This is a genomic window from Gemmatimonadaceae bacterium (genome assembly GCA_035606695.1).
Taxonomy (GTDB): domain Bacteria; phylum Gemmatimonadota; class Gemmatimonadetes; order Gemmatimonadales; family Gemmatimonadaceae; genus JAQBQB01.
In genome coordinates this window covers 97301-121255 of the sequence record DATNEW010000003.1, presented here as the reverse complement: position 1 = coordinate 121255, position 23955 = coordinate 97301, and the positions used below count along the sequence as shown (strand labels likewise).

At 65.9% G+C, this 23955-nt stretch carries 16 protein-coding genes; 7 read left to right on the top strand and 9 right to left on the bottom strand.

Going from position 1 to position 23955, the window contains the following annotated elements; all coding sequences use genetic code 11:
- The 3 genes from VN706_01410 to VN706_01400 all read left to right on the top strand — a co-directional run.
- On the top strand, positions 1-2374 hold a 2374-nt coding region (locus VN706_01410; protein HXT14255.1), incomplete at its 5' end, for a hypothetical protein.
- 59 nt (positions 2375-2433) lie between these two features.
- The gene (locus VN706_01405) at positions 2434-4389 is read left to right on the top strand and encodes an ATP-binding protein (GenBank protein ID HXT14254.1); all 1956 of its coding nucleotides are present in this window, start codon (positions 2434-2436) and stop codon (positions 4387-4389) included.
- The gene (locus VN706_01400; GenBank protein ID HXT14253.1) at positions 4386-4760 is read left to right on the top strand and encodes a response regulator; all 375 of its coding nucleotides are present in this window, start codon (positions 4386-4388) and stop codon (positions 4758-4760) included. The genes VN706_01405 and VN706_01400 overlap by 4 nt, the downstream gene beginning before the upstream one ends.
- A 25-nt stretch (positions 4761-4785) precedes the next feature.
- Here VN706_01400 and VN706_01395 read toward each other — a convergent pair whose 3' ends face one another.
- The 4 genes from VN706_01395 to VN706_01380 form a co-directional block, all read right to left on the bottom strand.
- On the bottom strand, positions 4786-7515 hold the full coding sequence (locus tag VN706_01395; GenBank protein ID HXT14252.1) for an ABC transporter permease: 2730 nt from the start codon (positions 7513-7515) through the stop codon (positions 4786-4788).
- Between the two features lie 10 nt (positions 7516-7525).
- The gene (locus tag VN706_01390; protein HXT14251.1) at positions 7526-7852 is read right to left on the bottom strand and encodes a helix-turn-helix transcriptional regulator; all 327 of its coding nucleotides are present in this window, start codon (positions 7850-7852) and stop codon (positions 7526-7528) included.
- A gap of 112 nt (positions 7853-7964) precedes the next feature.
- Entirely contained in the window at positions 7965-10364 is a 2400-nt protein-coding gene (locus tag VN706_01385) for an ABC transporter permease (protein HXT14250.1), read from the bottom strand.
- Positions 10361-11305, bottom strand: coding sequence for a hypothetical protein (locus VN706_01380; protein ID HXT14249.1), 945 nt, complete (start codon positions 11303-11305; stop codon positions 10361-10363). The genes VN706_01385 and VN706_01380 overlap by 4 nt, the downstream gene beginning before the upstream one ends.
- A gap of 179 nt (positions 11306-11484) precedes the next feature.
- Here VN706_01380 and VN706_01375 point away from each other — a divergent pair, with 179 nt between their 5' ends.
- The 4 genes from VN706_01375 (at position 11485) to VN706_01360 (ending at position 17703) form a co-directional block, all read left to right on the top strand.
- The gene (locus VN706_01375) at positions 11485-14223 is read left to right on the top strand and encodes an ADOP family duplicated permease (protein HXT14248.1); all 2739 of its coding nucleotides are present in this window, start codon (positions 11485-11487) and stop codon (positions 14221-14223) included.
- Positions 14224-14227: 4 nt separating this feature from the next.
- Complete coding sequence (locus VN706_01370; protein HXT14247.1) at positions 14228-14584, top strand: PadR family transcriptional regulator; 357 nt, start codon at positions 14228-14230, stop codon at positions 14582-14584.
- A gap of 94 nt (positions 14585-14678) precedes the next feature.
- A complete protein-coding gene (locus VN706_01365; GenBank protein HXT14246.1) occupies positions 14679-15014 on the top strand; it encodes a PadR family transcriptional regulator in 336 nt (111 codons plus the stop codon).
- Positions 15015-15021: 7 nt separating this feature from the next.
- The gene (locus VN706_01360) at positions 15022-17703 is read left to right on the top strand and encodes an ABC transporter permease (GenBank protein ID HXT14245.1); all 2682 of its coding nucleotides are present in this window, start codon (positions 15022-15024) and stop codon (positions 17701-17703) included.
- Here VN706_01360 and VN706_01355 read toward each other — a convergent pair.
- The 5 genes from VN706_01355 to VN706_01335 are packed head-to-tail and all read right to left on the bottom strand — an operon-like array spanning position 17689 to position 23852.
- Positions 17689-18492 carry a hypothetical protein gene (locus VN706_01355; protein ID HXT14244.1) on the bottom strand — a complete coding sequence of 268 codons (804 nt, stop codon included), beginning with the start codon at positions 18490-18492 and terminating at the stop codon, positions 17689-17691. The two genes, VN706_01360 and VN706_01355, sit on opposite strands and share 15 nt — an antisense overlap.
- A 2-nt stretch (positions 18493-18494) precedes the next feature.
- Positions 18495-19784, bottom strand: a complete 1290-nt coding sequence (locus VN706_01350) for a porin (GenBank protein ID HXT14243.1) — start codon at positions 19782-19784, stop codon at positions 18495-18497.
- 9 nt (positions 19785-19793) lie between these two features.
- Entirely contained in the window at positions 19794-20909 is a 1116-nt protein-coding gene (locus tag VN706_01345) for a type II asparaginase (GenBank protein HXT14242.1), read from the bottom strand.
- A gap of 32 nt (positions 20910-20941) precedes the next feature.
- Positions 20942-22423, bottom strand: a complete 1482-nt coding sequence (locus tag VN706_01340) for a DASS family sodium-coupled anion symporter (GenBank protein HXT14241.1) — start codon at positions 22421-22423, stop codon at positions 20942-20944.
- Between the two features lie 25 nt (positions 22424-22448).
- Complete coding sequence (locus VN706_01335) at positions 22449-23852, bottom strand: aspartate ammonia-lyase (GenBank protein HXT14240.1); 1404 nt, start codon at positions 23850-23852, stop codon at positions 22449-22451.
- Positions 23853-23955: the final 103 nt, after the last annotated feature.

Sequence of the window (23955 nt, the reverse complement as noted above, 5' to 3'; positions counted from 1 at the left end):
TCCCATCGTGCGCGATCGTCTGCTCTTCTTCGTCGCATCAGAGTTTCAGCAACGCGAAATTCCGGCGCTCGGGCCGCATGTCGACCCCGCGTCGCCGGCCGATGCGAGTCTCCCTGTTCGCGCGAGCGACGTCTCGCGCTTTCAACAGATCCTCACGGCGCGCGGACTCAGCGCCGGCTCCGCGGGAGCCGTCAGCAATCGCAATCCATCGTCGAGCGTGTTTCTTCGTCTCGACGCCCCGTTGTCGCGCTGGAACAGCCGCGTGAGTGTGCGCGGCAACTTCGGACATGCGGACAGCTCCATCTTCGCGCGACCGACTGTGCTCGCGCCGACGAACTGTCCGCCGGCTGCGTGCTTCCCGCTATCGTCGCTTCAGCATTCGCGGTGGGTCGACAAGCGGTCGGGCGCGCTGCAGATCAACACCAACGTTGCAAGCGGCATCTCGAACGAACTGCTCGGCGGATACACGGGCGTCGTTTCGGGATTTCGTCCGACAGTCGAGGAGCCGCTGATACTGGTGACGGTGCCGGGCACGAACGGCGGCTCGGCGGTGCTGCAGGCAGGCACGCACGAGATCGCGACGGGCCAACGAAACGCGAGCTGGACCGCCGAGCTCACCGACAATCTTTCGATGTCGGCGGGCGCGCACCGCCTCACCGTCGGACTGTCATCACACGTGTTCGACCTCCGCGCGTTTCAGTTGCGCGGATCGTACGGCGTGTGGGAGTTCGCGAGCCTGGATTCACTGCAAGCGGGCACCGCATCGCGATATCGCGTCACGCGCGACACGGGAAGCGTGACCGCGGCGTCCGGCAGTTACCACGCGATTTATCTGAGCGACGAATGGGACGCCTCGTCGCGGTTGTTGCTCACCCTCGGCGTCCGCGCCGATGTGTCGATCCTTTCCGCGAAGCCGTCGTACGTAGGCGCGGTCGATTCGGCCTTCCGTCTCCGTACGGACGAAGTCCCGTCGGGCGACGTGCTGTGGTCGCCGCGAGTTGGGTTCAACTACGATGTGACGGGGAAGGGCAACGGCCGCACGCAACTGCGAGGGGGAGCGGGACTCTTCACGGGGCGTCCGCCGATGTTCTGGTTATTCGGCGGGTTTTCCGCCTATGGCTTGGCGACGCGAACACTGCAGTGCGGCGCGCGCGCGGGCGATTCAGGTCCCGCGCCGGCGTTTCGTGCCGATTTTCAGAACCCGCCGATGGCGTGTGCGGGCGGACAGACCTTCGGTGCGACGACGAATGGCGAGATCGACGTGATCGATCCGCATCTGCGCGCTCCGCAGACCATGCGCGCCTCGCTGGCGCTGGATTCGGAACTGCCGTTCGGCCTCGTCGGAACGATCGAAGGGCTTTTCACGCGCGCGATGCACGCCGTGTTCTTTTCGCCCGTGAATCTTCGCGAACCTGCAACGATCGATCGCCGCGGCCGAGTGATGTATGGGGCGATCAACGCGGACGGCACTGCCGCGCCGAGCCGGGTCGCGCCGCAGTTGGGTGACATCGTCGAGATTAGCAACGAGTCTCGAGACAACTCCTACGACGTCACCGCGGTGCTGCGGAAGCATGGCCGGCTTGCCGACATCGATGGATCGATCAGCTACGGGCGTTCCCGCGACGTGCAGAGTCCGCGAACCGTCAGCACGCTGCTCACGGACACCTGGCGCTTCGCGCGTCCCGTTGCCGGCCGCGACGACGACATGGTCCTCGGCACGTCCGACTTCGATCAACCGCTTCGCGTGCGCGGCGCCGGCACCGTTCATTCGCCGTGGCGGACGTTCGGCACCGACGTCACGTTCTCGTACGTCGGCGGCTCGGGACTGCCGTACACGTACGTTGCCGGCGGAGCGCAAGGATACGGCGATCTCAACGCCGACGGAGCCGTCGGAAACGATCCGATCTACATCCCGACGAGCGCGTCTGACGGCGCGGAGATACGGTTCGACGGAACGCCGGCCAACGTGGCCGCGCAACAAGCCGCATTCGACCGCTTCATCGACGGTGCGCCGTGTCTGCGTGTGCAGCGCGGTCGTGTGATGTCGCGCAATAGTTGCCGTTCACCGTGGATGAGCTTCACCAACGTCGCGATTCGCCAGACGCTTCCCACCGTGGGCAAACAGTCGGCCGCGCTCGAGCTCCAGGTGTTCAACGTTCTCAATTTGCTGAACTCTCGCTGGGGGCGAAGCGCGCTGCCGACCGGAGCGACGTTCACGACCACGAGTCAGGTCACGCTCCTCTCGCAGGTTGGCCAGGTGACGGGACCGCAGGCGCAACCGATCTATCGCTTCGATCCCGCGATGTCCCGGTACAGCGACGAAAACGTGGACACGTACTACCAGATTCAACTCGCGCTGCGATACAACTTCTAGAACAAGAGACCGTCGTCGTGCCTTCCACGCCGTCGAAGCGCAGGTTCGTCCTAACTCTCGTGGTCTCGCTTGGCGCTCTCGCGCCGGCGGCAGACGCGCAGCACGCGGTGCGTCAAACGCACGTTTTGATATTGTATCAGCAGCAGGCCGAAACGCGACCGATGGTCGAGTTTGGCCAGCAACTGCGCCGTGCGCTTCGGGTCGAGCTGGGGTCGCCCGTCCAGTTTTACCAGGAAGCGCTGGACTTCGATCGTTTCACCGGACGCGAGCACTCGTCGCCGCTGAAGAACTACTTCGACGACAAGTACGGACGGTTCGGGATCGACGTCATCGTGCCGGTCGGCAGCCGTGCGTTGCGATTCGCGATCGATCATTTGCGGGACGTCGTGCCGAATGCCCCGATCGTGTTCGCACTGTGCGCCGCGCCGCAAACGGATCCGGAGTTGTTGCCCGCTGGTGTGACCGGCCGTCTTGCCGCCGCGTCGCGGTTTGAATCCACCTTGTCGTTCGCGCGCACTCTTCAGCCGGACGCGGCGCGCGTCGTCGTGATTGGCGGCGCCGGCTCGGCCGACTCGATAGCCGTGTCGGCCGCGATCGGTGCCGCGGCGGCTCAACGCGATCCGTTGCCGATCGTCGTGCTGCAAGGGCTCGCGCTCGATACGCTGCTTCGTCGAGTGCACGAGATACCGCGGCGCTCGATCGTCATCTTCGCCAACTATCGCCAGGACGGGCGTGGCGACGCGTTCGAACCGCTGGATATCATCGGCAGCATCGCGCGCGCGACTCCCGCGCCGATGTACACGCAGTTGAAGAGCTACGTTGGTGAGGGCGTCGTTGGGGGCGCGGTCACGCGGTTCGATGACGAAGGCGCTCTCACGGCGCGGCTCGTTGCTCGCGTCCTTCACCGCCGGCCCGGCGCGCCGATGCCGCCCGTCGAAGCGATCGGCAACAGCTACGTCGTGGACACGCGACAACTTCGGCGCTGGGCACTCGCCGGGGATCGGCTGCTTCCAGGAACGGAATTGCTGTTTCGAGAGCCGACGCTGTGGCAACGCTACCGAACGCCGGTGCTGTTCGCGCTTGGCATCATGGCTACGGAACTGCTGCTCATCGGCGCATTGCTGGTGGAGCGGCGGCGGCGCAAGCATGCGCAATCGCAGGCGGACGAACGCCGGCGGTACGCGGATGAAACGAGGCGGCGCATCGCGAAGATGGAGCGGCTGGCTGCCATCGGCGAGCTCGGGGCGACGATTTCACACGAGCTTCGGCAACCACTCGCCGCCATTCGCACGAACGCCGAGACCGGCGCAAAGTTGATGAACCGCGGCGCCGGCGCGGTCGCCGACGAACGCGAGCTGTGCCGCGAGATCTTCACGGATATCATCGCGGACGATCAGCGCGCGTCCGCGATCATCAAACGCGTCCGGGCTCTGGTGCGCGGGGAAGATCTGTCGTCGCGGCCCATCGATGTCAACGACGTGTGTCGCATGGCGGCGCGCCTGCTCCGACACGAGGCGCAGGATCGCGGCGTCGAGCTCGTGTTGTCGCTCGATCCACGGCTGCCTCTGTTCGCCAGCGATAGCGTTCAGTTGCAACAGGTGGTGCTGAACCTCGCGCTGAATGCCCTCCACGCCGCGGAGTCGTCGGCCGATCCTCGCGTCACGATCGCTACGCGTGCCCGCGACGACGACATCGAGATCGCCGTTCACGACAGCGGCCCCGGAATTCCGCTCGATGTCAGGCAGCACCTCTTTGATTCGTTCTTTACGACGAAGCCGGACGGCCTTGGCCTGGGGCTCGCGATCGTGCGATCGATCGTCGAGCGGCATCAGGGACGAGTGCACGCCGACAACGCTGAGGGCGGCGGAGCAACGTTCCGCGTCGTGATGCCTCGGAACGATCGAATGCGATCGGTCGCCGAAGCACGCCGGCCCGCGGTAACGCGCTCGGCATCGTCGGTATCGTCGGTATCGTCCGTATCGAGCGACCTCGTTCGACTGGCGTTTCGCGAATGACGAATTCCTGGGTGGCCATCATCGACGACCACGAGTCGCTGCGGTCGTCGCTTGCGCGCGCGTTTCGCCTCGAGGGAATTCGCGTGGAAAGCTTCGCCTCCGCGGAAGACTTTGTCGGTCGCGCGACGCCGACCGTTCCGGTGTGCATGGTGCTCGACATGCAGTTGCCTCACATGAGCGGCCACGAGCTCATGCACTTTCTCGAGCGAGAGCAACCGCCGCTGCCGCCGACGGTGCTCATCACCGGCCACGATGATTTGTTGGGGACGCTCGACGACTGTTGCACGCCGTACGGGCGTTTGCGGAAGCCGTTCGAGATCGACGCGTTGCTGGCGCTCGTGCTGCCGTTGATGCAAGCGTCCGACGCATGACGCCGGTGTGATTGTTCGCGTGGCGTTATTCGGCGCGCAACGCGACCACGGGATCAACGCGCGACGCTCGAAGCGCGGGAACCCAGCTCGACACGACCGCGACGAGGCCGAGCACGACGACGACCATCAGGTAGGTCAGCGGATCGTTCGGCGTGAGCTCGAACAAAAACGTACGCAAGAGGCGCGTCGCAGCCAGCGCGCCGGCGACGCCGACGATCGCGCCAACCGCGACCAGTCCGATGCCTTCACCGATTACGAGACGCTGAACCCGCGCGCGCTCGGCGCCTAGCGCGATGCGGATGCCGATCTCGCGCGTTCGCGACGCGACGGCGAACGACAACACGCCGTAAATGCCGATGGCGGCGAGCGAGAGCGCCATGAGGCCGAACACGCTGAGAAGCAACGTGCGAAAACGAGCGTCTTCCGTGGCGGCGGCGGTGATCTGCGTCATCGTCTGCATACCGTACAGCGGCAGCTGCGGCGCAACGTCGTGCACGGCGCGTCGAACCTCAGTGCCGAGCGACGCGTCGTCCCTCGACGATCGAACGAAAAACGTAATGCCGGGCGACGGCGACTGCGCGATCGAAACGTAGGCCGTCGGTTCCGGCGCGGAATCGGCACGTTGCCGCACGCCGCCGACGATGCCGATCACTTCGGCATCCGTGATACCGGCAAATCCGCCGAGCGAGACGTGCTTGCCCATCGGGTCTTCGCTGCCGAAGAACTTCTTTACGGCGCTCTCGTTCAACAACATCACCTGCGGTGCGTTTTCCCCGTCCGCGGTCGTGAACGTGCGGCCGCGTTCGAGCGGCACGCGCATGAGCGAGAACCAGTTGGGCGAGACGACGGTCGTGCCGATCAGCGTGTTCATGTCCGCCGGACCGGAGAGAGGCGTACCCGCGCGATGAAAGAACCCGCCGGAGCACGGGCGGCCGGTCAACGGCGCGCAGCTGCCGAGCGCCACGTCTGAGACACCGGGGACTGCGCGGACGCGGTCGAGGATCTGCGAATAGAAGCCGGGCATCGAGTCGCGCGGGACGGAACCTGGTGGCGCCGTCAATTGAAACGTGAGCACGTTGGCCGCGTTGAATCCGACGTCCGTCGAGAGCAGCTTCGCCAGGCTTCGCACCATGAGGCCGGACCCCGCCAACAACACGATCGCCAACGCGACCTCGGCGACCACGAGCGCGCGGCGTCCCGCGCCGCCGCTGCTCGATCGACGATCGCTGTTGAGCGCGCCGGTGAGCGATGCCCGGGCCGCATCGAGCGCGGGCGCGAGTCCGAACAGCACGCCGACGACGAGTGACGCAACCAACGTGAACGACAACGCGCGCAGATCCAACGCGATCGACGAGAACTGCACCGCGCCGAATGCCGCGGCAGCCACGTTCGATGCGCGCCCGACCGCGGCCGGATCGATCGTGCTGAGCGCGCGCACGCCGAGCCACGCAACCGCCACACTTGCGATGGCGCCTGCGAACGCGAGCAGCACGCTTTCGGTCAGCAGCAGCCGAACGAGGCGCGCGCGACCTGCGCCCATTGCCATGCGCACCGCAATCTCACTCCGCCGCGCCGTGGCACGGCCGAGCAGCAAGTTCGCGACGTTGACACACGCCATGCCGAGCACGAGACACACCGCACCGAAGAGGACGAGCAGGGAACGCTTGATCGCGGGATCGATGCGCGCCTCGTCGAGCGGCGTCGCGCCGACCTCCCAGTTCAACTTGCTCATCGGATTGGGATACGCGGCGCCGACGCGCGCGCCGATGGCCGTCGTGGCGGCGACGGCCTGCGCCACGGTCACGGTTGGCGCGCGACGCGCGATGAGGACGAAGTTGAAGTAGTTCGCGCTCAGTCGAGCGGGAGACATCGTGGCGGCGGGCAGCAGCAGGTCCGCCTGCCCCGAAAGGCCGCGAAAGTCTTTCGGGCCAACGCCGATGATCGTCCACGGCTCGCGGTTGATGTCGATCGTGCGGCCGACGATCGACGGGTCGCCGTTGAATCGGCGCTGCCAGAGCCCGTACGAAAGAATTACTTCGTGCGGCGCGCCGGTAGTGTGAGCGTCGAGCGCGCGATCGAAGTCGCGGCCGCGCACGGGAAAGAGACCCAGCACGTGCAGATACGATGCGCCCACATATTCGCCCGCGACGCGTTCGACGTCCCCGCTCGTCAGATTGAACTGCCCGAACGTGTACGGCGCGATGTCCGTGAAGCTCTTCTGCTCGTCGCGCAGCATCGAGAACATTGGATACGACCAACCCGATTCACTTTTCGCCAACGCGCCGTCGGCGGGAATGAACAACGGCAGGCGCATCAACTCGTTCGGTCGCGCATACGGCAGTGGACGCAGCAAGAGCGCGTTGACGGCGCTGAAGATCGCCGTCGTCGCGCCGACACCGATGGCGAGCGTGAGCACGGCCACGGCCGTGAGCCCCGGACGCCGAATGAGCCCGCGGGCCGCGTAGCGGACATCATGCATCACGCTGTCGAGGAATTCACTGAGCTGCATGCGGCGCTCCCGATGGTTGGCGGACGACTGCAGTTGGCGTCGGGCGTCGTCGAGCGACGCGCCGACACGGCGAAGGGCTTCGGCATACGCGCGCTCGGGCGGCGTCCCGCGCGCGACGAGGTACTCGACGCGGCTCGCAATGAGCGCGTGCAATTCTTCATCGGCGTCTCGGCTCGTTGCGCGCCGGTTCAACAGCGGCAGCTGGAAGAGGCGACGGATACCCGGACGGCGATCGAATGACGCCACGGTGTTTCCCCTATTTCGCGCGTTTGTCCGCGAGAATCGCGGTGACGGCGTCGAGCTGGTCGACGAGGCGCGCGGATTCGGTGCGAAGGTAGGACCGTCCGGCCGTCGTGATCCGATAGTATCGGGCACGGCGGCCGTTCTGCGTCACGGCCCACTCGGCGGCGATGAGCCGGCGCTCCTCCAACCGGTGCAGCGCCTGGAGCAGCGCGGCATCGTCGACTTCAACGCGTCCGGCGGAGCGCTCGTCGAGCCAGGTCGCGATCTCGAACGCGTGCATCGGCGTCCAGGACAGCGTTTTGAGCACGAGCGGGTCGAGCGTGCCTCTGAGCATGGCCATGCGAATTCTCTCCTCCTCGTATCTAAGGGTAGGTACGAGGAGGAGAGCGTGCAAGAGCCGAGTTGTATGGATTCCAGCGCGACCGTCGCCGCGCTGAGGCCCTACGAGCAAATCAGCTGGATCGAAGAATCCGCGCGGCGTCGGTGACGACGGCGCGGCGAATCGGCGTGAAACACGCCAGCGCCGCCGTGAGCAGCAGCAGCGCGCCGACGCCGGCGTAGGTCGCGAGATCGGTCGGCTGAATCTGGAACAACACCGAGCGAATGAATCGCGACAGCGACAGCGCGATGACTCCGCCAAACACCAGTCCGATCACGACGATGCTCAAGCCGTCGCGCCCGACCATGCCGATGATCCGCCATGCATCGGCGCCGAGTGCCATGCGGATGGCGATCTCCGGGATGCGTTGCGAAACGGAATAGCCGACGATCCCCGCCAATCCCGTCGCGGCCAGGACCAATGCGACCACCGCAAAGCTCGCGAGCAGCACCGACGTCAATCTCGGCTCGGTCAGCTGTGTGCCCCGGACTTGATCGAGCGTCTGCACGGCGACCACGGCCTGCTGTGGATCCATGTCGCGAATGATGCCACGCAACGCCAGGGCGATCGGCGCGCTCGGCCCCTTGAAGCGCACGAACACGCGCATGTCTCCGGTGGGTATGACCGTCGACGGCATGTACACCTGTTGACCCACGTCATGATCGAGCCCGTTCTGGTGCACGTCGCCGACGATGCCGATGACCCGACTCCACGTCTTGCCGCTGTCGGTCGAGATCCGGGTGCCGATCGGATCGCGCGTGCCCCAGAACGACGCGGCCAACCGCTGACTGAGGATGACGGGAACGTCGGCCGTATCGCGATCGCTCTCGGAGAACGCGCGGCCGCGCACGACGGGAATCCCGAGCGTCTGGAAGTAGCGCGGGCTGACGCTCGTGAAATCTCCGCGCGGACTCTGCGCGCCGGTCGTCGCATCGACGCCCCCGATCGTGAACGCGCGCGTTCGGGTGACGGCGTTGTTCAACGGCAGCGTGCTGGCGATCGCGGAGGCGTCCAGGCCGGGCGTGGACGCCAGCCGCGACATGAGTTGGTCGTTGAACGCCAGCACTCGCTGCGCGTTCGAATATTTAGAGAAATTTAATGTGATGCGGGCGGTCAGGACGTCGTGCCCGTTGAACCCGGCGTCGACGCGCTCCAGATGCAGCAAGCTTCGGCCGACGAGCGCCGCGCCAACCAGCAGCACGAAGGCAATCGCGATTTGCGCGAGGACGAACGCGCTGCGAAGGTGTCCCTCGCCGCGGGTGGCCATGGCGCCCGAATTTCCCTGGCGCAGACGATCGATGAGCAACGCGCCGCCGCGGCCGCGGATGAACGGGACGGCGGCGGCAAGCAGACCGACCAGCGTGACCGTGAGCAGATCGAATCCCAGCACCACCGCATCGATGCCGATGTCGCCCGCGCGCGGGGTGAGGCGCGTGGCGAACGTGCGCAGCAGGCCAAGTCCGCTCCAGGCCAGCAGCGTGCCGAGGACGCCGCCCAGCAGCGCGAGCAGAAGACTCTCAGACGCCAACTGCGAGAACATGCGCAAGCGACTCGCGCCGAGCGCTTCGCGCACGGCCAGCTCGCGACCCCGGCGAAGCTGTCGCGCGATCGTCAGCCCGGCAAAGTTCGCGGCGGCGACGATCATGAGAAACACCGCGGTCGCGAAGAGAATCAGCAACAGCGGTTTCGAATCCTTCGTGAGCTCGTCGTGCACCGTTTCGGTCGTCACGTGCAAACCATTGCCGGGCGGGTACGCCTCCGAGTACAAGCCGTGCAGCTTCTGTTCGATCGTCTGCAGCTCGACTGTTCCCCGCGCCATCGACACGCGCGGCCGCAGGCGGGCGAAGACGGTAGGGAGGCGGGCGGTGCGTGAAGCCATCGCCGGGGGCGCCGAACGGAACGGACACGCGCCGGCGGGAAGCCAGATGTCATTGTTGTCAGGATACACGGGCAGCGGAGGCAGCACGCCGACCACGGTGTGTACGCGATCGTTCATCGTGAACTTGGCGCCGATGACCTTTGGATCGCTGCCGAGCACGTTATGCCAGTACGTGTATGAAAGGAGGACTACCGGCGGCGCGCCGACCTCTTCCTCCCCTTTGCGGAACAGCCGGCCCAGCACGGGCTGTACGCCGAACACTTGAAAGAAGTTGTCCGATACGACACCCGTTTGAAGACGCTGCGGGTCGCCGAGCCCATACAACTGAAAGGACATCGAGTGGTACTCGACGATGGCGTCGAACGCCGTCGACTGTGCGCGCAGGTCCTGAATTTCCGGAATGGAAAAGCGCGTGTCGGGCAGGAGCGACGACGCCTGCCGGACATGAATGATTCGTTCTCCGGAGGCGTACGGCAGACGGCGGAGCAACACGCCCTCGACCATGGAGAAGATGGCCGTGTTGGCGGCGATGCCGAGCGCGATGGTCGCGATCGCAAGGGCGGAGAATAGCGGTGCGCGTCGAAGGCTTTTCATGGATGGAGCGCCGTGAGCTGGCGCGGGTCGGAACCGTCGGGCTTCATGGTCCACACTTGCATGACTCCCGTCCGATTGCTTTGAAAGGCGATGCGTGTTCCGTCGGGAAACCACGACGGCGTCTCATCGAGCGACATGCCGGCGTGTGGCGCCAGCTTCGTAGCCTGTCCCGTGGCGACGTCGACAATCCACAGATGCGCCGTGCTTTCCTCGATGTGTTGGCGATTGTACACGCCGGCTTGAATCACGAGTCGCTTGCCGTCCGGCGCCCAGTTCGCCCATTGGGGCAGCCCGTTGCTTGGATCGAAGTGCGTAACCACGTGATAGTTCGTGCCGTTCGCATCGACGATCGCGATCTGCCCGTGCGATGCGGAGTCCACCACGGTAAACGCGATGTGTTTGCCGTCGCGCGACCAATCGGGATTGATGCCGACGACGGTGCTGTCCGTGAGATCGTGGAATCCGGTACCATCGACGTTTACTACGGCGACGCGCGGTCGCCCGCGGCCGCCATGGAGGAACACGAGCTGCCGGCCGTCGGGCGAGGGACGCAGCTGCAGAGCTCCAGCCATGATTGGAACGGAATGGCTCGAGGGTATCGGCGCTTCGGCCGGACTGCCCGGCAGATCGACGAGCGACAGGTGTGTCGTGTCGTTCACGCGCTGGAAGACGAGCACGCGGTTGCCGATCCACGTCGGCGGACCAAGGTTGACGAAGTTCCGCTCGGCGACGTTGGTGACGCGCCGGTCGCCGCTGCCGTCGGGATGAATGGCGTAGACGTCCCATTCCCCATTTCGCGCCGCACTGTACGTGATCCACTGTCCGTCAGGCGAAACGGACGGCCGCCCACCGCCGGTGTTCATGATTTGCGCCGCGAGGACAACCGGCAACGCCGGCAACGCCGGCACAAACGGGAGTACGGCCAGGGCCAAACGACACACGCGCATCTCGGGCTCCGAAGGAATTCTTTCAACGCTACGGTCGCGCGGCTCGCCGGAGGTCGCCGATGTGTATGGGCTTTGTGCGAGAACCATGACAGCGCCGTTCGCGCGCCCGCCGGCTATTGCGTGGCAGGAGTCTGCGTCCTACGTTGGGTCGACATTCTACCCGAGTGTGCGGGATGCGCAATCTGTTCACCGGCTGGCGCAGACGCCGAAGCAGCGACGACTTCACCGACGAAATCCAATCGCACATCGCGATCGAGACGGATCAACTGATCCGCGACGGTTGGGCGCCGCGGACCGCGGCGGCCGAGGCACGCCGCAGGTTCGGCAACGTCGGACAGGTGAGTGAAGGGTATTATGAGCGAACGCATATCACGCTCCTTGACGACCTGGTTCGGGACGTGCGATATGCGGCGCGGTCGCTGGCGAAGGACAAGCCATACGTGCTCGCCGCGGTCGGCGCGCTCGGCGTCGGATTGGCGGCGAACATCGCCCTGTTCTCGCTCTTCTCCGCGGTAGCGCTCCATCCGCTGCCAGTCGCCGCACCAGACCGTCTGGTGAGCATCTCCCAGGTCAAGCCGCCCATCCGGTTCGGGCCATTCTCGATCGCGGATTATTTCTTCTATCGCGACAACAGCCGGACATTGGCCAGCGTTGCCATCGCGCAGCCATCGCACCTTCGGCTGGCCGGGATTGCGACATCGCCAACGTCCGCGCCGGCGGCCGCGAGTCCCGGTGCGGTCGCCGAGCCGGTGATCGCGCTGTTCGTGACGACGAACTACTTCGAGACATTCGGAACGCGGCCGGTGTTCGGGCGGTCGCTCCGCGCCGACGACGAAGCGGGCAACGGCGCGTTTGCCGCGATGATCAGCGACAACTACTGGGAACGACGTTTTTCCCGCGATCCCGGCGTGATTGGTTCAACGCTCATCGTCAGCGGCATTCGCGCGACGATCGTCGGTGTCACTCCGCGCGACTTTGCCGGGATTCGCCAGGAAGTGCCAGACCTTTGGATCACGCTGTCGGCGCTCGGAGATATTGCCCAGCGCGCGGCGCGCGAATCGAGCGCCTGTTGCGAGATGATCGGCCGATTGGCGAGTCGTTACACCGTGCGCGACGCACAAGCCGAGCTCGCGAATCTCGCCGCCATTCGCCGCGGCGAGCTCCCGCCGTCCGAGCGACAGATGACCGTGACCGTGTCTCCCGCTGTCGCATTCGGACGGCTCGGGGAACAGGTACGCCCGCTCTTCGCCGCGCTCCAGGTGGCCATGCTGCTGGTGCTCTTCATCGCATGCGCGAACGTCGCGGGCCTGATGTTGGGGCGTGCGGCCGCGCGCGAGCGCGAAATTACGGTGCGGCTCGCCACGGGCGCGGGCCGCGGCCGCCTCGTGCGCCAGCTGCTCACGGAAGGCGTGGTCGTCGCGGTTGTCGCGGGACTTCTCGCCGCGGTCACGACGGCGTACGTGCTCGCGACCGTGGCGCGCGTGCTGTCGGCATTCCTGTCGCGCGAGGGCGGCGGCACGCTTTCACTCGCGATTACCGCCGACGCGAAGCTGGCACTCTACGTGGTCGCCGCGAGCATCGCCGCGGGCGTGATGTTCGCGCTCGCGCCGTCGTTGCAGGCGAGCCGCGCCGATCTCGCCGGCGTCCTGCGAACGGGCGGCGGCGCCGGTGCGGGGAAGGGCGTCGGACGCCTTCGTTCCTTTCTGATCTCAGGACAAATCGCGTTATCAGTTGCGTTGCTGATCGCGGCAACCGGACTCGCACGATCGGCGATGCAACTGGTTCGCGCCGATCCTGGCTTTCATGCCGACGGGGTGCTTTCGGTGTGGCTCACCAACCCGCAGGAGCTCGCACTGTCGCCCGAGCGCGCGCGACAGATCGAAGCGGAGGTCCGCCGGCAAATCGCTGCTTTGCCAGACGTCGAATCGCTCGCCGTTGCCTCGCGTGTGCCGCTCGGCGGAAACGTCAGCACGTCGGCGATGCTGCCCGCCGAACGAGCTGGAGATTCTCAGTCCGGCGAGTCAGCGCCCCGATATCCGTACAGCTTTGTCTCCGAGTCGTATTTCGGAACGCTCGGCGTTCCGATCCTCCGCGGCCGAACGTTCACCGCGCAAGACGTGCGGGACAGCGCTTCGGTCGCGATCATCAGCGACTCGATGGCGCGTGCCTTGTGGCCGCGCGGAGACGCCGTCGGAAAGCAAATTGCGCTCAGCGTCGCGCGGCCGAATGCGTTCAACGCCGGGCCGGGATTGAAAGGCACCGCACAGATCGTAGGCGTCGTGGCCAACGTTCGGGGCACGTCGATGACGGAACCGGACGTCGGCGACGTGTATCTGCCCAAGCTCACGAATGAATGGAGCAGCCGGATTCTCGTTCGCACGCACGGCGATGCTTCGACGCTGGCGCGCGACATTCCACGAATCGTGCGAGCAATCGAGCCGGCGCTGCCCGTGTCGGTCGAGGCGATGTCAGACATCGTCGCATCGGACGCCGGCGTCATGACCGCGCGAGTCAGCGCCGGCATTCTCGCGGCCGTCGGGCTCGTTGGCCTGTTACTCGCCTCCGTTGGCGTCTACGGCATGGTGTCGTACGCCGTGCGCCAGAAGCGACGCGAGATCGGCATTCGCATGGCGCTGGGTGCGAGTGGCGTTCAAGTGTTGGTGGGAACCCTGCGTGGCACGACGTCGTGGATTGGCTATGGCGTAGTCGCGGGCGTCGCGCTGGGCGTCGTCGGGATCAAGCTCACCAATGCCGTGTTGGCCGGTGCCGCGATCGCGGCGAGCCTGCTCGATCCGGCGAGCATCATCCTGGTGCCCGCGGCGATTGCGGGCGTCGCCTTGCTGGCCGCCTCGCTCTCGGCGAGAAAGGCGGCGACGACGAACCCCGCGCTCGTCTTGCGCGCGGACGGATAACGACATGCCGCGACAGGTCGCCAAGGAACGCGACGCCCTCATGCAAGGGACGCTCGATCTACTGATCTTGCGAATTCTCTTATTGGGTGAGGAGCATGGACAAGGCATTGCCCGCGAGATCCAGGACCGGTCGAAAGACAGCCTGATCATCGATCATGGCTCGCTGTATCCCGCGTTGCAGCGTCTCGAGGATCGCGGCTGGATCAAGGGTGCCTGGGGGATTTCGTCGAACAATCGGCGCGCGCGCTTCTACTCGCTCACCGCCGCCGGCCAACGGCAATTCAGTGCCGAGGCGGATCGCTGGAATCGGCTGGTGGAGTCGATCGCTCGCGTGATGGGGCCGGAACTGGCGGGATCATGAGCGCGCGGCCTCGACTTTGACGCCGAGCGGTCCCCGCATATATTGGCAGTCGATAGGTCAACCAGTCGGCAGTCTATATATCGGAGCGCTATTGGTGGCGTCGCCGCAAAAATCCGAGCTTCTCCACGGCTCGCTCGATCTCATCGTGCTGCGCACTTTGCGCCTGCAGCCGATGCACGGGTACGCGATCACGCAACATGTGGCACGGCTCACCGGCGGCGTCCTCGCCGCGGAACCGGGGTCGCTCTACCCGTCGCTCGAACGCCTGCAGCGACAGGGATGGGTGACCTCGAAGTGGAAGGAGTCGCCCACCGGACGGCGCGCGCGATATTACACGATCACGCGCGCCGGCGAGCGGCAGCTCGATCGCGGCGTCGATGAGTTCGAGCGCTTCGTCGCCGCCATGCGTCGCGTGCTCCGGTCGACCTGAGCGCCGCATGTCGCTGATCGACGCACTGCGGTATCGCTGGCGCGCCGCCTGGCGGCGCGACGCACTCGATCGCGAGATCGAGCACGAGCTCCGAGCGCGCGCGGAGCTCGATGCGGCGCAACGCCGCCACGACGGGCTCGACTCGGACGACGCGCAGCGCGCGGCGCGGCGCTCGGTGGGCAACGTCACGTACTTGCGCGAGGAGCTCCGAGGCATGTCCGCGATCGTGCGTGTGTTGGATGATCTGAAACGGGATGCCCGATACGCCGCGCGGTTCCTGCGACGCAGTCCCACGTTCGCGATCGTCGCGACGCTCACCCTGGCGCTCGGCGTCGGCGCGACCACGACCATCTTCACCATCATCGATGCCGTCGTGTTCCGGACGCTGCCGTTTCCGCGACCGGAACAGCTCGTCACATGGTCGTCGACGCGAGATGGTGTCGTGGTCGGCAGTCCGTCGCCGCTCGACGTGCGCGACGTCGCGCGCGACACGCGCGCCTTTCAGCGCGTCGCGGCGTACGACGAATGGCGCAAGAACGTCGCGATGGGCACCGACGGCGTCGCGGAGCAGATGGCGGTGGCGTTGGTGTCGCGCGCCTATTTCGAGGCGCTGGGTGTCACGCCCGTCATGGGGCGTCTGTTCACCGACCAGGAACAGCGTTACGGCAGCCACTATGTCGCCGCGATCAGTCGAACGTTGTGGCGGGATCGATATGGCTCGGCGCGCGACGTGCTCGGGAAGACGATTCGAATCAACGACGAGCCGTACTCGATTATCGCCGTCGTTCCGGACGTGGACCTCGCGTGGCTCAACGCGCGCGGGCTCACGGCGCGCATCTGGACGCCGTGGGCGCAGCCCGACACGGTCGTATCCGACGCAGCACGTGGCGCGACGGGCGATGTGACGATCGCCCGGTTGTCGCCGAACGTGACGATCGAGCAGGGCCGTGCCGAGCTGCGGCGAGTCGCGTCGCGGTTGGCGTCGACGTATCCCGCGGATCGTCCGTACGGCATGACCGCGACTCCGCTCGTGGAATCGCGCGCCGGCGCGCTCAAACCGATTCTCGCGATCCTGAGCGGTGGTGTCGCTCTCGTGCTGTTGATCGCGTGCACCAACCTCGCGGGTCTTCTGCATGCGCGAAATGCGGCGCGACACCGCGAGCTGCTGGTGCGTACCGCGCTCGGCGCGAGTCGAGTGCAGCTTGCGCGGCAACTCCTGGTGGAGACGCTTCTGCTCGCGGCGATCGGCGGCGGAGCCGGCTTCGCGCTCGGCGCCGCGGGATGCGCGGCGGTGGCGCGCTGGCATCCGCCGCAGTTCCCACAGCTCGCCGGCCTTACGGTGAACGGCAGCGTGCTTGGATTTGCGCTGGTCATCGCCGTCGTGTCCGGCGGGATATTCGGCGTGTGGCCCGCGTGGTCGACTTCGCGGGTGGATCTCGCCGCGAGTTTGCGTGCCGGAGGACGAACCGGCACGGCGTCACACGAACAGCGCCGCGCGCGATCGGCACTCGTCGTCGTGCAGGTCGCGCTGGCCGTCATGCTGCTGGCCGCGACGGGTGTGCTCGTACAGAGCGCGGCACGATTACGAAATCAGAATTTAGGATTCAGCATAAGCGGGTTGTTCAAGGCGCATTTGTACGTTCCGCCGGCGCGGTACGGCGACGCGGCCGCACTCACGCGGTTCAGCGAGCAGTTCACCGCAAAGGTCCGGGCGTTGCCGGGCGTCCGGAGCGCGTCGTTGACCACGGGCTACCTGCCGGTGGCGGCGCGCTGGCCGCAGACGATCGCCATCGAGGGTGAGGCGCCGGCGCGCAGCGATGACCGGCGAACCGCGTACCTCGCGACGAGCGACGAGGCGTACTTGCGCACGTACGGCGCGCCGCTCGTCGAGGGCCGTGATCTCGGGACGAGTGACGTCGTCGGCGGCCCGGCGGTGGCGATCGTCAACCAGACCTTCGCGCGACGATTCCTCCCGGGGCGGAGCGCCGTCGGCGCTCGCCTTCAGCTGGGCAATCCGCTTCGGCCGGTGGCCGAGGCCCGGACGATCACGATCGTCGGCGTGTTTAGAGATATGAAAAACGACGGACTGGCAAAAGATCCGTTTCCGGCCGTCGTCGGCTTGTATCGCCAATTGCCGGAGTTCAACTCCGAGTTCAAGGACATTCTCGTGCGCACGGCGGGCGACCCCGCTTCGCTCGCCACTCCCGTACGCACCGCGTTGCGCGAGATGGACCCGAACCTTCCGCTCGCCGAGGTGTCGACAATGAAGGACGTCGTCGCGGCCGCCACCGGCGGAACGACGTACGCGGCGCTCTTGCTCGGTGCGTTCGCGCTGCTGGGACTCGTGCTGGCGGCCATCGGGATATACGGCGTCATCGCCTACATGGTCGCGCAGCGCACCGCGGAGATCGGCATTCGCGCCGCGCTTGGCGCGACTCCCGTGGACATTCTGAGGCTGGTGGTGTCGAGCGGATGCGCGCTCGGCCTCATTGGGTCGTTCGTCGGTTCGATCGGTGCGGTGGCGGCCCGCGGCGTGTTGAGTGGTCAGACGTATGGCGTGTCGCCGTCAGATCCACGGACGCTCGGCGTAACGATCGCCGGGCTCGTCGTCGTGTCGGCGTTGGCGAGCGCGGTGCCGGCCTGGCGCGCGCTGAGAATCGATGCGGCGAGGGCGCTACGCGGCGATTGAGCGAATCGAATCGCGAATCGTCTCGAGCTCGCGATCCATGTCATCGATTCGAACCCAGCCAAGCCGAGGAAATTCCAGCTCGATGATGACGTACGTCGCGAGTGAAATCGCCGTCGCGACGCCAACGATGTAGGTCCAGTTGCGCGCCGGCGTATTTGCGAGCGCGTATCCGGCGAATATCGCCGCGGCGAGCTCAGTGAGGCCCAGCATCGCGAAGACGAGCATTGGCGGATGGATGTGTCGCATCATGCGTTCGCGATCGACGGCGCCGAACATGTCCGTCAGCGACGGCAGGAGGAGGACGCGCGCGGGCTCGCCCCGCGACGTCAAGCAGGCCGAGACGGCGCTTGCCCACATTGCGTCCTGAGCGCGCGTGATGCTGGCGGGCAGGCCAAGCGAATCCTGCGTCGGCGAGGGAGCGGCGTACCACGATACGAGCGCATCGAGATAGCCGCGAAACAGCCGGCGCAGCTCTGATTGTTGATCGTCGGCGAGGAGCGCGATGCGCTGCCACGCCGTGGAGATCGAGTTCGCTTCCTCGGATACGAGCTCGCGGCGCCGGTCGAAGCGATTCGCGGCGCCGTTGAAGGTGAATCCCACGAGCAGCGCGAGCAGGCCGAAGACGGCGCCATCCACGGCACCGACGCCAGACCATGCGTCGGCACCCCACGCCTGCACGTGCGCGATACCCACCCGGCGGCCAATCTCGAGGCACACGAGCATGCTGCCCCACAGCCCGACGGCGATGCCGACCGAGAGCAGGGCGTGGCGGGAATCGCGCGCCGTCATCGCTAGAGCTCCGTCTGAAGGCGGACTTGAAAGAACTGCGTGTGCCCGATCGTCCCAAACCGATTCAGCACGCCGAACCCGTAGGCGATCTCCAGACGCGCGTTGTCCGTGAGATACCAGTTGAGCATGGGTGTCACCCGCGAGAAGCGACCGCCCTGAACGGAGCGGCTATTCAAATTCGCATAAGAGTATTTGAGAACAGCCTCCCACGCGCCGGGCCCGCCCTGCATTACCGTGCGCGTCGGGGCGATCGACCGAAAGTAGTTGCCGACGGTGTTGTACGAGCGCGTCTCGCCCGTCGTCAGCCATGTGGCCACGACCTCGCCGCCGTTGAACCAGAGGTTTCCCTTGTCGGCGGAATTGGCGTTTTGCCAGTAGTACTCGCCGCCGAAGAGCAGTCGCCCTGGGCGATAGTACACCTCCGGCCCCAGCTGTTGCGACAACGTCGACGTGAACGGTCCGGTATCGATGAAGTACGGCGCCTCGAACGCCTCGGGTCGCGAGCGCAGGCGCAGCGAGTCGTTGAGCGGTTTCCCGATGCGGTAGTTCACGGCGACGTGGACGAGCGAGCCCGCGGAATCCGAGACCACCGGCACCCATCCGGATCGCACGACGAACTGATTGCTGTAGCTGGAGAACGTCTGCCCCTGCGAAAAGCCGTCACCAAACACGCCTAGGTTCCAGAACCAATGCTGGCTCGGCACGTAACCCAGCCACTTGATGCCATCGGCGAGCAGCGGAATGCTGGCATCGGTGAACGGCTGGCGTTCCATCGTCCAGCCGTCGTAGCCGACCATCACCTTGTTCAGGCTGAAGCCCTCTTTCGCGCGCCCGATGAAGAGATGTCCCCACAACTCGGGAATGGCGATCATCACACCGGACTGGCGCACGAGCCATTTCTTGGTCGCCGCGTCGTACATGACGCCCGCCTGCCAGGTGAACGACCGCTTCGTGCTGAACTTGCCGCCGACGAGCACGCGCGCGTCGCGCAGCTTGCCGATCGACGCGAGATCGAACTGCGAGCGGCTCGCGGAGTCCTGGTCGTAGCCGATGTAGTCGACGAGCACCCCGCCACCCAGCTCGAACGTGGTGAATCCAAAATTCAACCGCGCGCGCGACAGGAGATTGCGGTTCATGCGCTCTCCGTCCGCTTCACCGGCGGTGATTCCGTTCGCGAGCACCGAATCGCGAATGGAATCCGCCGCCGACCTGGGAGGCCGCTGCGCCGCGGCGCCCCGCGAGGCGAGAAGCCCGATGACCAGAAGCGCGTACGCCCGCGGCGTGCTGAGCATCAGAGTGCCTCAATACTCGTCGAAGTAGCGCTGGATCTCTTTCGGGTCGCTCGTCTTGAGCAGCGCGAGGCGCAGGAGTACGCGCGCCTCCTGCGGGCTCAGGCTCTGCGACGCGACCAGGCCAAGGCTGTCGTCCTTCACTTCGATGTTCCGGCCCACGAATCCCGTCGGGACGCGCGACGCGCGAACGCAGACGATGCCGCGCTTCGCCTGCGCGGCGAGCGCGTCGAGCGCCTTCTGCGTCATGTTGCCGTTTCCGACGCCGGCGATGATGATGCCTTTGGCGCCCGCGGCCGCCGCGGCATTGATCAACGCGCCATCCATGTTTTCGGTCGCCACGATGATATCGACACGCGGAAGGGTCGTGCTCTGGTCGACCGTGAACTCCGACGTCGTCGTGTTCTTGCCGATTGGCTGACGCAGCCACGTGACGTCGCCGTACGCCACCGTGCCCAGCAGTCCCGAGAGCGGCGACATGAACGTCTGCACGGCGGTGGTGCTCGTCTTGGTGAGCGAGCCGGCGCCATGAATCCAGTCATTCGCCACGACCATCACGCCGCGCCCGGCCGCACGACCGTTCGCCGCGACGGCAACCGCATTGTAGAAATTGAGCGGACCATCGGCCGAGAGCGCCGTCGACGGGCGCATCGACGCCGTCAACACGACCGGCTTCACCGACTTCACGACGAGATTGAGGAAGTACGCCGTCTCTTCGATCGTATCGGTACCGTGCGTGATCACCACACCGGTCACGTCGGGACGCGCGAGAATCTCGTTCACGCGCGTGGCGAGCTTCATCCACACTTCGTCGTTCATGTCCTGCGAGCCGATGTTGGACACCTGCTCGCCCGAGAGATTGGCGATCTTCTTCGCCTCGGGTACGGCAGCGAGAAGTTGTTCGACGCCGACCTGTCCGCTCGAGTACCCAGCCGTCACGTTGCTGCCGGCCGCGCCGGCGATCGTGCCCCCGGTCGCCAGCACGACCACGTTCTTGAGCGTTGGATCGGGGCGGTCGGGAGCGACCGTGCCGGCGGCGGATCCGCCTTGGCCAGCGGCCGCGACACTCGAGACGGCGAGCAACATGACCGCCATACTCTGAACCAGGGTAATGCGACGCTTCGACATGCTGAACTCCTGCGATGTGAATTGTCTAACAGTTATCGTGCGACGAGCATCAACCACGGCGTCCCAACCACGAGGTAAAGCACCAGGCAGAACGCGGTATAGATCGCGCCCATGCGATAGTGCTCGCCCTGGGTCAGGTAGCCGCTCGAGGCGAAGAGCAGGTTTGCGCTCGAGGCCTGCGGCGCGATCGCGGCGAAATAGTTCGTCGCGAAGAGCAACTGGAATGCGAGCAACGGCGCCGAGACGCCAAGCTTCACGCCGACGCCAAGGAACACGCCGAACAGCGCGAGGAGCTGCGCGGTCTGGCTGACGAAGAGGTAGTGCAGGGCGACGTAGGCGCCGACGAGTACTACCGCCGCGACCGGCACGGGCAACCCGCCGAGTCGCATCACGAGCCGCTCGCCCAGAAAGTCCATGAATCCGAGCTTGTTCAACTGGTCGCTCATCGTGAACAGCAGCGCGAACCAGATGAACGTGGCGAGCACTTCGCCTTCCTTTGCGATGTCACTCGCCCTCAGGACGCTCGTCGCCAGCAGGACGCCGAGCCCGAGAAACGCCACGGACGTCGGATCGATGCCGAGCGTGCTCGCAAGGCCCCAGAGCACGACCATGCCCAGGAACGTGAACCCGACGATTTTCTGATCGCGCGTCAGCGGCCCGAGCTCGGCGAGCGCCTTGCGCGCTTCAGCCGGTGCGTTCGGCATCGTCGTGACTTCAGGTTTCACGAACTTATACAGGAGGAACGGCACGACGACCATCGCAAGCAGCGTCGGCACCGACGCCGCGAGGAGCCACGACCCAAATCCGATGTTCACGCCCGATTGCTTCGCGATCTCGGCGCCCAACGGGTTGCCCGCCATGGCCGTCAGCCACAGCGCCGACGACAACGTCAGGCTCGCCATGCCCGAGAACATGAGGAAGCGGCCGAGTCGCTTGCGATCGTCGCGACCCGGCGTGGCACCCGCCGCCTCGGCCATCGACGAGACGAGCGGATACAGCACGCCGGACCGCGCGGTGTTGCTGGGGAACGCGGGCGAGATGAGTGCGTCGACCGCGAAGATGCTGTACGACAGGCCAAGCGTTGATTTGCCGAACCACGCGATCGCGCGCAGGCCGAGTCGCTCGCCAAGCCCCGACTTCACCACGGCGCGCGCGACGAGAAACGCCACGATGATGAGCACGATCGTTGGATTCGCGAATCCGGCGTACGCATCGCCCGCGCTCAGCGTTCCCGACAGCACCGCGGCGGCGATGGCGATCACCGACGCCGTGAGAATCGGAAACGCGCCGATCACCACCGACAGAATCGTCGCGGCGAAGATCGCGAAAAGGTGCCATGCCTGCGCCGTCAGGCTGCCCGGCGGCGGCACGAACCAGACCGCCAGCGCGATCGCGAACGCAATCGCGCGCGCGATGCGCTTCGGCTTTGGCGGCTCGGCCGCCGCCGGCGCCTGGACCAACTTCGGCCCGGCGAGAGCCTCGTCGCCCTCGCGGCGCGGGAATGGAATAGCCATCGTCTTCCTCCGGCGCCGACGCCTGTTACCGACCCTGACCCGTGAGTGCGGCCGGGTTTAGAATGTCATCAATCTGCGCGTCGGTCAGGATGTGCTTTTCGCGGACGAGCGGGATGATGCCTTCGCCGGACATCAGGGCTTCCGCGGCAAGCTCGGTGGCCCGGTCGTAGCCGATCACCGGATTGAGCGCGGTCACGGTGCCGATGCTCGTCTCGATGTAATGTTTACAGACGTCCTCGTTCGCGGTGATGCCCTCCACACAGTGCACGCGTAGCGTGCGCGCCGCGTTCACGAACAGCGTCTGCGATTCGAAGATCACCGCGGCGATCACCGGCTCGAACGCGTTGAGTTGCAACTGCCCGCCTTCGCCCGAGAGCGTGACGACGAGATCATTCCCGATCACGCGATACGCGACCATGTTCGTCACTTCGGGGATCACCGGATTCACCTTCCCCGGCATGATCGACGATCCTGGTTGCGTGGCCGGCAGATTGATCTCGTGCAGGCCGCAGCGCGGGCCGGACGAGAGCAGACGAAGATCGTTGCCGACTTTCGCGAGCTTGATCGCGAGGCTCTTCAGCACCGACGAGTAGAGCACGAAGGCCTGGGTGTCCTGCGTCGCTTCGACGAGATTGCGCGCGAGGTGAATCGGCATGCCGGTGACCTTCGCCAGATGCGCCGTGCATTTCTCCGCGTAGCCCTTCGGCGCGTTCAATCCCGTGCCGATCGCCGTCCCACCCATGCTGATCTCGTACAGGACACGCTCCAGGGACTCGAGCGCGCGCACCTCGTCGGCGAGCGTCTCGGCGAACGCGACGAACTCCTGGCCGAGCGTCATCGGGACCGCGTCCTGCAATTGCGTGCGGCCCATCTTCAGAATGTTGGCGAACTCTTTGCCCTTGGCGCGAAACGCGTCGATGAGCTTGTTGAACTCGGCGATGATCTCGCGGTTGCCGAGCGCCATGCCGATGTGCATCGACGTCGGATACGAATCGTTCGTGGACTGGGAGCGGTTCACGTGATCGTGTGGATCACAGAACTTGTATTCGCCCTTCTCGTGGCCCATCAACTCGAGGGCACGGTTGGCGATCACCTCGTTCGCGTTCATGTTGGTCGAGGTACCGGCGCCGCCCTGGAGCACGTCGAGCTGAAACTGGTCGTGCAGCTTGCCGTCGATGATGTCCTGGCATGCGCCCTCGATCCCGGTCAGAATCTCCTGCGAGAATCCACCGCTCTCGAAGTTGGCGCGCGCCGCGGCGAGCTTCACCATGGCCAGACCTTTGATGAAGTTCGGATAGAGATTGAGCGGCACGCCGGAGATCTTGAAGTTCTCGAGCGCGCGCGCGGTCTGGACACCGTAGTAGGCGTCGGCGGGAACGGCGAACTCGCCGAGCAGATCGCGCTCGGTGCGGGTATTCGGACGGGGCATGAGAGATTCCGGGCTGATTTTTTTCGAAGGGTGCGTCGAGCCGGGTGGGAAGCCGACGCGGTCAATCGCATGCTACGGGTCGGCGAGCGGGGCGACGCAGTGG

Bases quoted from the DNA above. Each gene is read 5' to 3' on its own strand.
- VN706_01370 (HXT14247.1), top strand. From the start codon at position 14,228: ATGCCGCGACAGGTCGCCAAGGAACGCGACGCCCTCATGCAAGGGACG.
- VN706_01345 (HXT14242.1), bottom strand. From the start codon at position 20,909: ATGTCGAAGCGTCGCATTACCCTGGTTCAGAGTATGGCGGTCATGTTG.
- VN706_01350 (HXT14243.1), bottom strand. From the start codon at position 19,784: ATGCTCAGCACGCCGCGGGCGTACGCGCTTCTGGTCATCGGGCTTCTC.
- VN706_01400 (HXT14253.1), top strand. From the start codon at position 4,386: ATGACGAATTCCTGGGTGGCCATCATCGACGACCACGAGTCGCTGCGG.
- VN706_01375 (HXT14248.1), top strand. From the start codon at position 11,485: ATGCGCAATCTGTTCACCGGCTGGCGCAGACGCCGAAGCAGCGACGAC.
- VN706_01340 (HXT14241.1), bottom strand. From the start codon at position 22,423: ATGGCTATTCCATTCCCGCGCCGCGAGGGCGACGAGGCTCTCGCCGGG.
- VN706_01335 (HXT14240.1), bottom strand. From the start codon at position 23,852: ATGCCCCGTCCGAATACCCGCACCGAGCGCGATCTGCTCGGCGAGTTC.
- VN706_01385 (HXT14250.1), bottom strand. From the start codon at position 10,364: ATGAAAAGCCTTCGACGCGCACCGCTATTCTCCGCCCTTGCGATCGCG.
- VN706_01355 (HXT14244.1), bottom strand. From the start codon at position 18,492: ATGACGGCGCGCGATTCCCGCCACGCCCTGCTCTCGGTCGGCATCGCC.
- VN706_01360 (HXT14245.1), top strand. From the start codon at position 15,022: ATGTCGCTGATCGACGCACTGCGGTATCGCTGGCGCGCCGCCTGGCGG.
- VN706_01390 (HXT14251.1), bottom strand. From the start codon at position 7,852: ATGGCCATGCTCAGAGGCACGCTCGACCCGCTCGTGCTCAAAACGCTG.